The following is a 14665-nucleotide window of genomic DNA, read 5'->3' as shown; positions in this document are numbered from 1 at the left end:
TTATCTGTGGAATCCGGTCCAAATGTGGGAGCGGGCTTGCTCGCGAAGGGGCCATCACCTTCAACACTGATGTCGGCTGACACACCGCTTTCGCTGGCAAGCCAGCTCCTACAGGATCCGGTTCCCACAATGGGTATCGGGTTGTCAGATGGCTGGTTTGTTTATCGCAGCACCTGGAAGGTCAGCACCCTTGGCCCGCGGCTTGGAAAACTTCCACGCATCCCCCGCCGGCGCCGTGCCTTTGTCGTAGGGCTTGCCCAGCAGCATGTAGACCAGGCCCGCACCCATCACCACCAGCGTGGTGAGGATCATCGAATAGTTGATGTACCAGGCCGCGTCCGGCGAGCGCGGCCAGACCATGTTGACGATGGCGCACACGCCATAGATCAGTGCCGCCAGGTTCACCCACAGGCCCCAGGCGCCGAGGGTGAATTGACCGTTCGGGCGCCAGCCCTTGGCACGGGCGATCAGCGCGGCGACCACGATCAACTGGAAGGCCACGTAAATGCCGATCGCGGCGAAACCGACGATGGTGGCCACGGCATCGGCCATGAACATCCCCAGGCAGACAATCGCCGCCGGCACCAGGCCGCTGACCAGCAGCGCGAACGACGGCACCTGGTTGGCCGACAGGCGCTTGAACAGTGAGCTGCCGACGATCATCTCGTCCCGGGCATAGGCGAACAGCAGGCGGCTGGCCGCCGCTTGCAGGCTCAGCACGCAGGAGATGAACGAGACCATGACCACCGCCATCACCAGGCGCGAACCGACCGGGCCGAAGGCATTGGCCAGGATCGTGGCGACCGGGTCGGTGTCTTCACCGGCCAGTACCTTGGCCATGTCCGGCACCGAGAGAATCAACGCCAGGCACGCGAACATCGCTGCCGCGCCGCCGATGTAGATGGTCATGCGCATGGCCTTGGGAATGCGCTTGCCCGGGTTCGGGGTTTCTTCCGCGACATCGCCGCAGGCCTCGAACCCGTAGTACTGGAACAGGCCGGCCAGGGAGGCCGCGAGGAAGGCCGGCAGGTACGAGCCATTGACCTCAAGGTTGAAGGTGTCGAACAGCACGCCGATCGGTTGATGACGCTCGAAGATCAGCAGGTAGCCACCGACCAGGATCGCGCCGACCAGCTCGCAGAGAAAGCCGAACATCGCCACCCGTGCCAGTAGCTTGGTGCCCACTAGGTTCAGCGCGGTGGACAGCAGGATGATCGCCAGGGCGATGACGATGTTGGCATCCGGGCCGGGATTGAAGCCCAGCATGATCGCCAGGTACGGCCCGGCACCCACCGCAACCCCGGCGATGGTGGCGCACAACGCCCAGGCATAGACCCAGCCGACCATCCACGCCCAGCGCTTGCCCACCAGGCGACGGGCCCAGGGGTAGACGCCACCGGAAATCGGGAACTGCGACACCACTTCGCCAAAAATCAGGCAGACCAGCATTTGCCCGGCGCCAATCAGCAGGTAGGACCAGAACATCGGCGGGCCGCCGGCGGCCAGGCACAGGCCGAACAGGGTATAGACCCCGACCACCGGCGACAGGTAGGTAAAGCCCAGGGAAAAGTTCTCCCACAGGCTCATGCTGCGATTGAAATCCGAGCTGTAGCCGAGGGCGCGCAGTTGTTCGGCGTCCTGATCGGCGCTGCTTGCACGCGTGTTGGATGAGCCACTCATGTTATTTCCTCATTATCAATGGCAGTGGTTTGCGGTGTGGGAGCCAGCCCGCTGGCGATGGCGCCCTCAAGACCGCCATCGCCAGCAGGCTGGCTCCCACAGGGGGATCGCATCAGGCTTTGGTTTCGTCGTCGTACTGCGACAGCCACTCGACCGCCGCATCGCGGTACCGGCTGAAGCCTTTGTAATCGACCAATTGCTGATTCAGGTCGCGCAGCACCCGGTGCATGCGACGCGCCCATGCCGGATTGGTGGCGATGTCTTCGAGGCTGAGCAGGTAGGTGCGGATCGGAAAGACAATGGCGTTGCTGCGCGGCAGGCGGTGCAGCGGTTGCAGCTCGATGCGCAGGTACACCAGCTTGCCGGCGTTTTCGGCGGTCACGAGGGTCCGGTCCGGCGCCCATTCGGGCAGGCTTTCGGCCGAGACTTCAAGGCGCGGGTTGACCGTCAGCGACCAGTTCAGGCGCCGCACCGGGTGGCCGGTACGCAGGCGCAGGAGGAATTTCAGGGCACGGTCGAGCATGCCGATTTCCTTCACCAGCGGCACCGGGCCGTGGAACTCTTCCCAGCTCATGCCGAGGTTGAATCGCAGCGAATAGTCGGCCCGTTGGGTGGCGATCCCTGCGCCCCAATACAGCGTACCGTCGCGTTCTTCCTGCAATACCCAGTCGCCCTGGGCCTGGCGGGTCACGTACTCCATCGGCTCATAGGGCAGGGTCGCCGGGTCGCCGAAGGTGAAGTGATCGTCGATGTCCAGCAGGCGGTTGACCCAGTGCCACTGGCGGCCTTCACGGGACAGGGTGAAGTACTGCGGATAGTCGCGGGCGTAGGACTCCATGATCAGTTCGAGCAGGTCCCACTGCGCCTCCATCATGTGCGGCGCCGCGACGTAGTGCATGCCCGGATCTTTCTCCAGGGTGATGGCGCGGTCCCGGCATTCGCTGATGTAGTGCTCGTCGATATCGAACGCGGCCCGGAAGGCGCCGTCGCCGACGGAGACATGGGGCTCGAGGTTCATCGAGTACATGTAGTCGTCATCGGGGAACGGGAAGGGCGCGCGGGCGATGGTCTCCGGGCTGTTGGCGAAGGTGTAGTCGTCGCGGTAGGTTTCGTCGGGATTGAATTTGATATTCATTGTTATGGTTTCCGTCGATCAGAGGTCGATGACCAGGCGATTGCATTTGGCGCGGGATACGCAGGGCATGATTTTCTTGTGGCTGCTCTTGTCGTCGTCCGACAGCCAGTCATCGCTGTGCAGCAGTTCGCCGTCGAGCTCCAGGACCGCGGTTTCGCAATGGCCACAGGCGCCACCACGGCACAGGTAAGGCATGCTGTAGCCCGCAGCCTCGACCGCTTCGAGCATGGTCTGGTCAGGCGAGACTTCGATGGTTGCGCCACTGCGCCCGAGGGTGAAACTGAAGGCTTCGCCGCCGCTGCTTTGTTCGATGAAGCGCTCGAAGTGCACGTGGCTGTCGGTCCAGCCCAGGTCGCGGGCACAGGCCAGGGTGGCGTCGATCATGCTGTCCGGTCCGCACGCATAAACGTGACTGCCCAGCGGGCGATCGGCGAGGATCCGGCCGATGTCCATGCGCGTTTCGATGCCTTTGCGATACAGGTGGACCTGTTCGCCGTAGGTGGCCTGCAACTCTTTGCCGAGCTGTGCGTGTTCATCGCCGCGAACGGCGTAATGCAGTTCGAAGGGCACCTTGCTCAGGCGCAATTCCTCCAGCTGGGAGATCACCGGGGTGATACCCACGCCACCGGCAATGAACAGGTGCAGGCGGGCCTGCTTGATCAGCGGGAACAGATTGACCGGTGGCGTGACCTCGATCAGGTCGCCCTCGCGGACACTGTCATGCAGCGCCATCGAACCACCGCGACCGCTTTCCACCCGGCGCACGGCAATCTGATAGCTGCTGGTGTCATAGGGCGAACTCAGCAGCGAGTAGGGGTTGCGCAGCGTGTTGTTCGGGTTGGCGATGAGCACCACCACGTGGCTGCCGCCGGAGAACGCCGGCAGGTGCGCACCGGTCGGCGATACCAGGGTGAAGCGTTTGATCTCTGGGGTCACCGCTTCGATGCGGACCACCCGCAGATTCAAGGTCCCGTTGTTCTGGCTCATGTATCGAGCTCCTCGGCTGGGGGCAGTTCGCCCGGTACTTCGGCATCGGCCTTGACCGCCTGGAAGGCCGCCAGGCGCCGGGAATAGTGGTCGCGCACCACCAGCGTCAGGCTGCAACCGGGGCAGTCGTAGACGCGTTGGGTCACGTTTTCGGTGTAGGTGTCGCAGTGCACGCACCAGACCCGGCGCACGAGCGTGCCGGAGTGCTCGCGCAGCACTTCGTCGCGATTGAGATCGAAGCGGGTGGCCACTTGCATGGCGCTGCCGAGGAAGCTTTCGGAACCGGCGAGGTAGAGGCGGGTACCCATCCTGGCGTCGCCGAGCAGGTCGTCGAGGGCGTCGATCAATGCCTGGTTGCTGGCATACACCCGCAGTTGATGACCCGGGTGCTGCTGCAATTGCGCCAGGAAGTCCTGGCCGGAAAATGACTCCTGGGCGTACAGCAGGGTCACGGGGCGATCCAGCCCGGCCATCTCCTCCAGCAAACGCAACATGGCGCGACCGCCACTGCCTTGCCCGGCAATGATGTGCCGGACACCTCCCGGCAGAGGTTGCAACCGGTCGTAGACCGGCCGACTTTTGATCCCGGTGATCAACATTATTGTTATTCCTCCTGACTATCGGAGCCCAACGATGGTGGGTTGCATATAGCAGGAGCACAGGGCGTGCCAAGTGTTTAAGTCGTTGTTTTTAAATGATTAAATATTTATACAGAATAAAAGTGTAAGCAGAAATAACTACGTTGTAGGCGTTTTTGCAGCGTTTTATTGGAGGGCACCGGGAAAAACCTGTAGGAGCTGGGCTTCCCAGCGAAGGCAGCCTGACAGCCGACCAATCTCCTGCCGATGTACACCGATCAACCTGTAGGAGCCGGCTTGCTGGCGATGGCGGCCTGACAGCCGACCATTCTCTTTCAGGTGTACATAGATCAACAGCCAAGCGAGTACCTGTGGGAGCGAGCCTGCTCGCGAAAAACCTGAGAGCGCCTTGGGTTGTCAGGATCCCCGCGTCATCGTTGACGTCCATCGCTGCGATGTGGCGACCCGACAAGCCAGCTCCTACAGTTAAGAGGCAAACCGTGGATGGCACCGAAAGAATAGGGTCGCCAAGCCCGGTCCCGCAGTCAGTCCCGCTGCAACTTGCGAATCAGCGTCCCTATATCAATCCCCAGATGCTGCGCAGCCTTGCGCTTGCTCCCGCACAGGTGCACGGCACGTAGAATGACCTGGCGTTCGAAATGCTGAACCTGAAGCTTGAGGTTCTGCTCCGACTCTTGCGGCGCTTGTTCCTGCGCGACCGAGGTGGCCCGGGAGCGCACCGGTTCGAGCAGTTCAGCCGGCAAGTGATGCTCCTGCGCCTCATCGTCGGCGAGCACGGCCAGACGTTCGAAAATGTTCACCAGCTCGCGAATGTTGCCCGGGAAGTCATAGCTCATCAAACGCTTGCGAACGCCGGCGGACAGGCTCAGGGACGGTACACGATCGCCATTGATGCGGCTGAGCAGGATGTCGATGAGAAACGGCAAGTCATCGCGGTGCTGGCGCAGCGGCGGGATCTCCACCGGCAGAACGGCGAGGCGATAATACAGGTCGGCGCGAAACTCACCCAGGTCCACCAGATGACGCAGGTCCTTGTTGGTGGCGGCGATGACCTGTACCTGCACGGTTTTGCTCAGGGGCGAGCCGACCGACTGGATGGTGCTGTCTTCGAGGAATTTCAGCAGTTTGGCCTGTACGTGCAGCGGGATCTCACCGATCTCGTCGAGGAACAGGGTGCCGCCCGACGCCGCTTCGATATAGCCTTGCTTGCCGCCCTGCAACGCGCCGGTAAAGGCGCCACGCTCGTAGCCGAACATCTCCGACTCGAACAGACTCTCCGGAATGCTCCCGCAATTGACGTGGATGAACGGACGATCGCCCCAACCGGCCGCTCGATGGATGTGCCGGGCGATCGCTGTCTTGCCGACCCCCGGCTCACCCAGCAGCAACAGCCGTGCGCGCCGGCGGAACGCCCGCACGCCGGTGTCGGCGATGCTCGACAGCTGCGGCGAAAGGTGCAGGGCATTGTCCTGGGGGTCGTGCAAGCCCTGGGGCTCCAGCGGCCGGTTGTTGAGCGATGCCCGGCGCTGCGGCTGGCTGGCGTCGAAGTCTTTCTGGGTGAGCATCCTGAACGGTTTTTCGTAGGCGCCGGTGGGGATCGCGTGGGTACTGCTGAGCAGCACCCGGCCTTCCCGTGAACGGGTCAACGCACTGTTGCCACCGCGGTTCAGCGCGGCCAGGAAGTCGTCGTAGTTCAACGCCGAACGCTGGAAAAAATCATTCTCGGACAAGCCTACGGCCTGCTGTTTCGACAGCCGGTTGACGCGCTCGGCGGCCAGGTTGATGAAGCGCAGCCGGCCCTCACCGTCGCTGATGATCAGCGCTTCGCTGAAGCTGTCGAGCAAGGCATGTAAGGCAGGCGTTTCCAGCAGCGCGCCCAGCACTTCGCTGCTGACATTGACCGAAGAACGCATGCCCATCTGCAAGGTGGGTGGCAGGTTGGAGTCTTTCATGGGTGCAACTCTTGGGGGGTGCGAACGCCCTGGCTTTCACGAAACACCGCCACGCGCCAGGCCACGCCTTCGCGAATCAGGATGCGCGAGCAATGCACATTGAAGTTCAGGTCGCGTCCGCTCAGGTCCGGCAGGGGCAGGCTGTGCCAGGTGCGTTCGGGCAAGGCATTGTCCAGCAGCAAACGGGCGATACCGGCACCATGGGTAATGCCGAAGGTGTCCTCAAAGGCTGCATTGCGCCACTGCGGTTGCAAGTGTTCATCGATCACCAGCACCGCGTCGGGCACGGCATCGAAGACCCGGCGCAAGGCATCGATGCGTTGCTCGGCATCGTGCTGCATGCGCAACTCCTGGCTGACGTCACGAATGCTGCCCCACATGCGCAACAGCTGGCCATTGACGATGGTGGCCCTGACGTCGTTTTCCACGTAGGCCGGCGAGCCATCGTGGCGGCGATCCACCGAGAGCGCTCCGTCGACATGAAACCCGGCCTCGATCAGGCGCCGCACGAACTCTTCGTTGGCCGGGCTGCGTGGCCAGTACAGGCGCACCGGTTGCTGGTTGAAGTCGACATCCGACGGCATCTCGTACACCTCGGCCATGGCCCGGTTGCACAGGCGCCAGTGGGAGTCGTTTTCGAACACCTGGCGCACGATCTCATCCGGTGAGTGGTTGATGTCCACCGCCTCGGCGAATTCGATGCACCAGTAGGCGACCTTGGCGCTTTGCAGCATCTGGTTCATTACTTCATTGGCGTTGTGCATTTCCCGCAGCCGATGGCCCAGCGTACCAAGGGGAATCTTCAACAGGTGCAGGCGTGCCGGTTGCACATTGCGCCACTCCAGCACACCGCTGGCAATCACATGCAGCAGGCCACCGTTGTGGCGAATCAGGGTCAGCTCCAGGCTGTGGATCAGCTCGTCGGCGGGCGGGTTGGCAAACAGCGCCTGCACCGTGCGCAGCGACTCGACGCTCAATACCCGCTCAATCGGTTGATTGAGCAGCTCCTCGGGTGCATAGCCCAATTGATCACTCAGGCTCAGGGACAGGCCGAGCAGTAGTCCGTCGGCGCCGACGGTACTGGTCAGGGGCTGGGCTTTGTTTACCAGCAAATTCAGGATATCCATTGGTGGATCGGCTCGATTCGGCTAATGGGACCTGGGCACAGAATGCCAGGGCAGTCTGTGCACGGCATATCGCATGCCAACTCAAAAGCCAGTGAACAGGAGGCCTTGCGCGTGGCCGTTTTGAATGCGCGCTGCGTTATTGCAGCATAATCAGCAAATATGCAGCGCGTTAATGATATCAACGGTTGTGCGCAGAACCTGTAGGAGCTGGCTTGTCGGGTCGCCGCATCGCAGCGAAGGCGTCCGTCAGATCACCATCCCATCAAGCCGGCACCTACAGGACCAAATCGATCTAAAAATTCCAGTCCACGCCCTGAGCGTTTTGCTACTCTGAAGTTGTAGGTGAAAACGCAGACTGATGCGCAAGCGGATAGCGAGGACGCGTGGGGCGCGCTCCGAAGGGTACACGGTTAGAAAGATCTCCGCGCTGAGATCCAGCCCTTATGCCGTGTGAAGCAGGACAGCGCTTATTGCTGTTTCTGTGGGAGTCCTGATAAACCTCGTAAGCCAGAGACCAGCGCTGGCCACCTACTTGGCTCTTAGAAGCCTGCCTTGTGCAGCTGAACATATGCAGCTCGCCAAGATCAAATGCCCCGACTTTCGGGGCATTTGTTTGTCTGCTCGTAGCCAACGATCTCAGGCCTTCACCCAGCGCTGGCGACTCCAGCTGCTCAGCGTATCGACCGCAAACACCAACACCAGCATCGCCAGGATCACCGTGCTGGCCTGGGCCTCCTGGAACAGGCTGAGGCTCATGTAAAGCATTTGTCCCAAACCGCCGGCACCGACGAAACCCAGCACGCTGGCCATGCGGATATTGTTCTCCCAGCGGTACAGGATGTAGGCCAGCAGCTGCGGGAACAGATTGGGCAGGGTGCCGTAGCAGAACGCCCACACGGCATTGCCCCCCTGCAGGCGGATCGCGTCGGCCGGTTCCGGCGGGGTGTTTTCCAGCGCTTCGGCAAACAGCCGGCCGAGCACGCCGGTGGTGTGCAGCGCCAACGCCAGGGTGCCGGCATTGGGGCCGAGCCCGGCGGCCAGGACCATCAGCACCGCCCAAACAAGCTCCGGAATCGCGCGCAGGGCATTGAGCACCAGGCGCGACAAACCCTGCATCGGCCAGCCGAATCGACCGGCCGCCGGCAGCGCGAGCAACAAGCCGAACACCGTCGCCAACAGTGTGCCCAGTGCCGACATGGCGATGGTTTCCAGCGCGCCGCGAGCAATCGCCTGCAAATGTCCGGTGCTCAGGTCCGGGCTGAGAAAACGCTGAATGTAGGCGAGCATCTGTTTCAGGTTGCCGCTGCCACCCAGTTCGCCGAGGTCGATGCCCAGGTAGCGGAACGAAGCGAACACCGCGGCGCCGATGCACAGCACCAGCAGCAGGTTGACCAGGCGACTCACGCCAGCCTCCAGCGCAACAGCCGGCTCAGTTGATCGGCGAGCAGCACCAGGACGAGGAAGGTCAGCAACAGGCTGGCCACTTCACCGCCGGCGAACATGCGCATCGACAGGTCGATCTGCTGGCCCAGGCCGCCGGCCCCGACGAAGCCCATCACCACCGAGGCGCGAATCGCGCATTCCCAGCGGTACACCGTGTACGACAACAGCTCCGCCGCGACGTTGGGCAGGATCCCGTAGCAGAACGCCGCGAGCCGCCCACTGCCGGCTTGCAGCAACGCGTGGGCGGGGCGCTGGTCGACCGATTCGAAAATTTCCGCGTAGACCTTGCCCAGCATGCCGCTGTAGGTAATGGCGATGGCCAGGACCCCGGCGGTCGGACCGAGGCCGACGGCGCGCACGAACAGCAGGGCCCAGACGATTTCCGGCACGCTGCGCAGGAAGATCAGCACCCCGCGCACCGGCCAGCGCAGCAGTTGCCCCCACTGGCTCGGGCGCCCGGCACGGGACGCTGCCGACAGGGACAGCGCGCGGCTGGCCAGCAGGCTGGCGGGGATCGCGAGGACCAGCGCCAGGGCCATGCCGGCCGTGGCGATGGCCAAGGTCTGCAAGGTGGCTTGCCACAACAGCTGAAGGAATTCTGCGCCATGGGCGGGCGGCCAAAAGGTCGCGACAAAGCGGCCCATTTCGCTCTGGCTGTCACTGGCCAGCAATACACTCAAGTCCAGTTCGCTGAAGCGGATACCCGGCCACAGCAGGGCGATCGCCAGCAGAGTGAGCAGCAGGCGTGGCCGGGCGGCGGGATCACGGGTGGCACGACTCAGCATCGGGGAATCTGCACGCTCAAGGAGGGAACCGGGGTTGGGGAGGGCTGCAACTGCTCGTTGGCGTAGAGGGCGTCGAGTTGCTCGCGGTCGACGGCGCTGGCCGGCAGGTCGAAGAGGATTTGTCCGTCACGCAAGCCGATGATCCGCGAGAAGTGCGCCAGCGCCAGATCCACCGCGTGCAGGCTGGCGACCAGGGTCACGGCGTGCTCCCGCGCATGCTGGCAGAGGACCTTGAGCGTGTGACCGGCCAGCACCGGGTCCATGGCCGAAACCGGTTCGTCAGCCAGCAACACCTCGGGCGCCTGATACAGCACCCGGGCGATGCCCACCCGTTGCAGCTGGCCGCCGGACAATTGCTGGCACTGAGCGAAGAGCTTGTCGTGCAGGTCGAGCCGGGTCAATGCCGCGCGAGCCCCGGGAACATCCAGCGGGTGCAGCAGGTTGATCAGGCTCTTGGCCAACCCCCACTGACCGATTTTTCCCGCCAGCACCGCGGTGATCACCCGCTGGCGCGGAGGCAGCGGCGGCGCTTGATGCACCAGGCCGATGCGCGCGCGCAGGCGTTGGCGCTGACGGGCCGACAGGTGCCAGGGCTGTTCCCCCAACACCTGCAATTCGCCGTTGCCGGGGCGCAGGCCGGTGGCAAGTACGTTAAGCAGGCTCGACTTGCCCGCGCCGGACGGGCCGATGATGGCGACCTGTTCACCGGCTTCGATGTGCAAGTCCAGGCTGCGCAGCGCCTGTACTCCGTTGGCATGGGTGAGACTGACCCGGGTCAAATGCAAGGTCATTTGAGCAGGTCGGCGGCGCGTGCGGCTTCCTCGATGCCCTTGTAGTTTTCCGGCTTGGTCTCGATGAAGCGGCTGGCGGCCTGCAAGTCGAGGATTGCTTTCTGCTCGGGTTTCGCCGGATCAAGCGCGAGGAAGGCAGCCTTGATCTTCGCCGCCAGCGCCGGGTCGAGGGTGCCGCGCACGGTCCAGTTGTAGTCATAGTAGGCCGGCGTGGTGGCAAATACCTTGACCTTGTTGGTGTCGACCTTGCCAGCCTTGACCAGTTTTTCCCAAACGCTGGCGTTGAGCACACCGGCATCGACCTTGCCCGCCTGGACCCAGGCCACGGTGGCGTCATGGGCGCCGGAGTAACCGACGCGGCTGAAGTAGGTTTCCGGCTTGATGCCGTCCTGCAACATGAAATAGCGCGGCATCAGGCTGCCGGATGTCGAGGACACCGAGCCGAAGGCGAAGGTCTTGCCCTTGAGGTCGGCGAGGGATTTGACGTTCGGGTCGGCGGTGATGAATTTGCTGGTGAACTGGGCGTCCTGTTCGCGCTGCACCAACGGAATGGCATTGCCGGTTTTCAGCCGCGCCTGGACGAAGGTGAACCCCCCGAGCCAGGCCATGTCGATCCGGTCGGTGGCCAGCGCCTCGACCACGGCCGGGTAGTCGCTGACCGGCACGAACTCGACCTTCATGCCCAATTGCTGTTCCAGATAAGTGCCCAGAGGCTGGAACTTGCGCAGCAGTTCGGTGGGGGCTTCATCGGGAATGGCACTGACCTTGAGGACGTCGGCGGCCTGTGCCAGCAGGGTGGAAAAGGACAGGGTCAAGCCGACAGCCAATGCCAGGGTGCGTTTGAGCATGAAAGTTCTCCGGTTCATTAGCGCAAGTATTTCGAAGCGCCTGACCTATATGGGATAACGGTCAGGCGCTTTTTGAGGGTAGACGAAGTGCGGCGATTATAGGGATTGCAGATGGCGTATCAACCAATCGCTGAAACTGCGTGCATTGTTCTCACTGTCACGGTGGGTCAGCAGGGCCCAGTACGGTGAAGTCGTCCTTGATTGGCCAATAGCGTATCGCAACGTATCCACCGCTCACCCAGCTACGTTGGCATACAAAAACCGGGGTGGCGGGACACGCAGGCGATACACGACGAGCGCGTAATGCAACAGCCGGATAACGGCTTTTACCTTGCGCTCACTGGAGAATCACCATGTCCCGAACCCCCACCCGCTACGCGGCAGGCCTGCTCGGCGTTGCCCTGGTCACTGCGACACTCACCGCCTTCACGGGCCTCGCCCAAGCCCAGGAATCCGGCCAGCCACCGGCAAAAAACTGGCAGGCCGGCCTCAAGCGTACGGACCTGGTGCGCCGCGACCTTGACGTCGCCGGGCGCGAAGTGATCCAGGTGCTCGTTGAATTCGATCCGGGCGTGGCGTCGCCGAAACACTCGCACCCCGGGGTAGAAGTGGCCTACGTCACCGACGGCACCCTGGAATATCAACTCGAAGGGCAACCGACCGTGACGCTCAAGGCTGGTGAATCCCTGTACATTCCGGCCGGCACCGCCCATGTGGCGAAAAACATCGGCCAGGGCAAGGCATCGGAACTGGCGACCTACATCGTCAAGAAAGACACGCCGTTGGTGTCGCTGGAGCAGTAAGCGCCTCTACCGCGGGTCAGCCTGCCTGCGCCATGCGACCAGGCAGGCGACAACGATCAGCCCCAGCGCGACCAGATAGGTCGTGCGCATGCCGCTGGCAATGGCCTGCGGCTGGGCGGTGCCGATGTCGACCGCCTTTGAGGCCAGGGCAAACACGGCGCCCATCGCCGAGGCCCCGGTGACCAGTCCCAGATTTCGTGACAGGTTGAGCAGGCCGGAGACCACGCCGCGTTGATCGGGCAACACGTCGAGCATCACGGCGGTGTTGTTGGCGGTCTGGAACAGCGCATACCCCAAAGTGATAACGACCATGGGCGCGATGTAGCCGCCGACGCCGAACGTTTCGGGCACCATCGACAACAGGCAGCAGCCGAGCGCCATGCCCAGCAGCCCGGCGAGGGTCATGGCCGGGGCCCCCCAACGGTCGACGATGCGCCCGGCGGGCACTCCGGCCAGCATGGCGACCAGCGGCCCGACCGCCAGCACCAGCCCGATCTCCATCGCCGTCAACCGCAGGGTCTGCGACAGGTAGAACGGCCCGACCAGCAGCGTCGTCATCATCACGGTGGTCACCAGTAGGCTCATGGCAAGGCAGCCACTGAGTCGGCTATCGCGCAACAGCGCCAGTAACAACGTACCCAGCGAATCGAACCCCGAACGCCTGGTTTGCCCCTGGCGATCTTCGGGCAGGTAGCGTTGCACGAGCAGCCAGGCCAGCAGACCCAGGGGCACGCTGATAAAGAAAATCCAGCGCCAGCCGAATCCGTCAATGAGCACGCCACCGAGCGCCGGTCCCATCGCCGTACCCATGGCGGACATGCTCCCCAGCAGCCCCATGGCGCCACCGGTCTTGCCCTTGGCCACCGTCTCGCCGACAAAGGCCAGGGTCAGCGCCATCATGACCGCCGCGCCCAGGCCTTGCAGCGCCCTGGCAGCGATCAGCAGGCCAAGATTGGGCGCCAGGCCGCACAGCGCCGAAGCCAATGTGAACAGGGCAATACCGGACAACAGCAGGCGGCGCCGACCGACAAGGTCGCCGAGACGGCCGACGCTGACAATCGAGGCGGTAATGGCCAGCAGATAGGCGATGACCACCCACTGCACCTGTTGAAAGGACGCGCTGAATGCCTGTGCCAGGGATGGCAGGCCGACGTTGGCAATGCTTGTGCCGAGGGACGACAACAACATCGCCAACGACAGGCTGGCCAGCGCCCCTTTCACCGAAGGTGTTTGTTGAGCCACTGCCGCGACTGCAGATCCGTCATTCATGGTGTTGCCCTTTTCTGGCCGCTCCCGACTGGAGCTACCAGAAATCTACGCCGGGGCCTAACATGGCGGAAGACGCACGGTTTGCACTGATTACGTGCATACAGCGCCATACCTGCCGACCTGGGGCCTCGCATGTCCACTCCCGATCTCAATCTGCTGATCACCCTCGATGTGCTGCTGGCAGAAGGCAGTGTCGCCCGCGCCGCCAAACGCCTGCGCCTGAGTCCATCGGCGATGAGCAGGGCGCTGGCGCGATTGCGCGAAACCACCGGCGATCCGCTGCTGGTCAGGGCCGGCCGCGGCCTGGTGCCAACGCCGCGTGCGCTGGAATTGCGTGAGCGGGTCGCCCAGCTTGTGCAGGAGGCCCAAGCGGTGCTGCGTCCGGCCGAGCAGCCCGACCTCCTGCAGGTGTCGCGCACCTTCACCTTGCGCACCAGCGAAGGATTTGTCGAAAACTTCGGCGCCGCACTGATCGCCCGCGTCGCCGAACAGGCGCCAGGCATACGCCTGCGCTTCATGCCCAAACCCGACAAGGACAGCACGGCGTTGCGCGACGGCACGGTCGATCTGGAAACGGGTGTGGTGGGCAGGACGGCAAGCCCGGAACTGCGTACCCAGGGGTTGTTCCGCGATCGATTGATCGGCGTGGTGCGCGCGGGGCATCCGCTGTGCGACGGTGAGATGTCGCCCGAGCGTTTTGTCGCCCGCGGTCACATCAGCGTGTCACGACGAGGGCTGGAAAAGGGGCCAATTGATGAAGCCCTGGAGGCGCTTGGTTTGCAGCGGCAGATCGTGACCATGGTCGGCGGTTTCTCGACTGCATTGGCGCTCGCCCAGGCAAGCGATCTGATCGCCACTGTGCCCGAGCGGCATACCGCCAATCTGCGAGCCGGCATGCACAGCTTTGTGCTGCCAGTGGCACTGCCGGAATTTACCTTGGCGATGATTTGGCATCCTCGACTGGATGCGGATCCCGTGCATCGATGGCTGCGTGCTTGCCTGAGGGATGTTTGCGCTTCTGCCTGATAATTAATCCGGGTGTTTCATGTGTCTAAGTTGATATTAAAATAATGGCTGTATCATTGTTGTAACTGTTCGTGCGTGCTTTTTGTTTTGTTATATAGTCTCACTGTGCTGATATAAAAAAGTTCGAACTCATAAGTTTGTATGCTGTATCGGAGGTCAAAATGGGATCCAGTTTAGTTAAGCTAGTAATTGATAGGCGCTCTCAATTACTGTCAAGTGG

At 62.8% G+C, this 14665-nt stretch carries 13 protein-coding genes; 2 read left to right on the top strand and 11 right to left on the bottom strand.

Annotation, left to right across the window (positions count from 1 at the left end):
• Positions 1–144: 144 nt before the first annotated feature.
• From ACM6I6_RS12180 to ACM6I6_RS12135, 10 genes are all read right to left on the bottom strand, one after another.
• Complete coding sequence (locus ACM6I6_RS12180; RefSeq protein ID WP_274077554.1) at positions 145–1680, bottom strand: APC family permease; 1536 nt, start codon at positions 1678–1680, stop codon at positions 145–147.
• A 112-nt stretch (positions 1681–1792) separates the two neighbouring features.
• Positions 1793–2815 (bottom strand): DUF3445 domain-containing protein, encoded by a 1023-nt coding sequence (locus ACM6I6_RS12175; RefSeq protein ID WP_323608555.1) that lies wholly within the window; start codon positions 2813–2815, stop codon positions 1793–1795.
• An 18-nt stretch (positions 2816–2833) separates the two neighbouring features.
• Positions 2834–3802, bottom strand: coding sequence for a PDR/VanB family oxidoreductase (locus ACM6I6_RS12170; protein ID WP_414919946.1), 969 nt, complete (start codon positions 3800–3802; stop codon positions 2834–2836).
• Positions 3799–4401 carry a dimethylamine monooxygenase subunit DmmA family protein gene (locus ACM6I6_RS12165; protein ID WP_274077557.1) on the bottom strand — a complete coding sequence of 201 codons (603 nt, stop codon included), beginning with the start codon at positions 4399–4401 and terminating at the stop codon, positions 3799–3801. Before ACM6I6_RS12165 ends, ACM6I6_RS12170 begins: the two co-directional genes overlap by 4 nt.
• Positions 4402–4925: 524 nt before the next feature.
• Complete coding sequence (locus ACM6I6_RS12160; protein WP_414919945.1) at positions 4926–6353, bottom strand: sigma-54 interaction domain-containing protein; 1428 nt, start codon at positions 6351–6353, stop codon at positions 4926–4928.
• Entirely contained in the window at positions 6350–7480 is a 1131-nt protein-coding gene (locus tag ACM6I6_RS12155; protein ID WP_274077559.1) for a PAS domain-containing protein, read from the bottom strand. Before ACM6I6_RS12155 ends, ACM6I6_RS12160 begins: the two co-directional genes overlap by 4 nt.
• Before the next feature lie 636 nt (positions 7481–8116).
• Positions 8117–8884 carry a phosphonate ABC transporter, permease protein PhnE gene (phnE, locus tag ACM6I6_RS12150; protein WP_323608557.1) on the bottom strand — a complete coding sequence of 256 codons (768 nt, stop codon included), beginning with the start codon at positions 8882–8884 and terminating at the stop codon, positions 8117–8119.
• Positions 8881–9708, bottom strand: a complete 828-nt coding sequence (locus tag ACM6I6_RS12145) for a PhnE/PtxC family ABC transporter permease (RefSeq protein WP_414919944.1) — start codon at positions 9706–9708, stop codon at positions 8881–8883. The genes phnE and ACM6I6_RS12145 overlap by 4 nt, the downstream gene beginning before the upstream one ends.
• A complete protein-coding gene (locus ACM6I6_RS12140) occupies positions 9702–10499 on the bottom strand; it encodes a phosphonate ABC transporter ATP-binding protein (RefSeq protein ID WP_274077562.1) in 798 nt (265 codons plus the stop codon). The genes ACM6I6_RS12145 and ACM6I6_RS12140 overlap by 7 nt, the downstream gene beginning before the upstream one ends.
• Entirely contained in the window at positions 10496–11347 is an 852-nt protein-coding gene (locus ACM6I6_RS12135; protein ID WP_414919943.1) for a putative selenate ABC transporter substrate-binding protein, read from the bottom strand. The genes ACM6I6_RS12140 and ACM6I6_RS12135 overlap by 4 nt, the downstream gene beginning before the upstream one ends.
• 353 nt (positions 11348–11700) lie before the next feature.
• Here ACM6I6_RS12135 and ACM6I6_RS12130 point away from each other — a divergent pair, with 353 nt between their 5' ends.
• On the top strand, positions 11701–12150 hold the full coding sequence (locus tag ACM6I6_RS12130) for a cupin domain-containing protein (RefSeq protein ID WP_274077564.1): 450 nt from the start codon (positions 11701–11703) through the stop codon (positions 12148–12150).
• 6 nt (positions 12151–12156) lie between these two features.
• On the opposite strand, the gene ACM6I6_RS12125 is transcribed toward ACM6I6_RS12130, so the two are convergent.
• Positions 12157–13419, bottom strand: a complete 1263-nt coding sequence (locus ACM6I6_RS12125) for an MFS transporter (protein WP_414919942.1) — start codon at positions 13417–13419, stop codon at positions 12157–12159.
• A 132-nt stretch (positions 13420–13551) separates the two neighbouring features.
• Between ACM6I6_RS12125 and ACM6I6_RS12120 the strand changes: the two genes are divergently transcribed.
• Complete coding sequence (locus ACM6I6_RS12120; RefSeq protein ID WP_414919941.1) at positions 13552–14445, top strand: LysR family transcriptional regulator; 894 nt, start codon at positions 13552–13554, stop codon at positions 14443–14445.
• The last annotated feature ends 220 nt before the right edge of the window (positions 14446–14665 follow it).

Source organism: Pseudomonas sp. IT-P218 (assembly GCF_949767605.1).
Lineage (GTDB): Bacteria > Pseudomonadota > Gammaproteobacteria > Pseudomonadales > Pseudomonadaceae > Aquipseudomonas > Aquipseudomonas putida_AE.
Note: the sequence above shows the minus strand (reverse complement) of the source record. Positions and strands in the feature narration are given on the sequence as shown.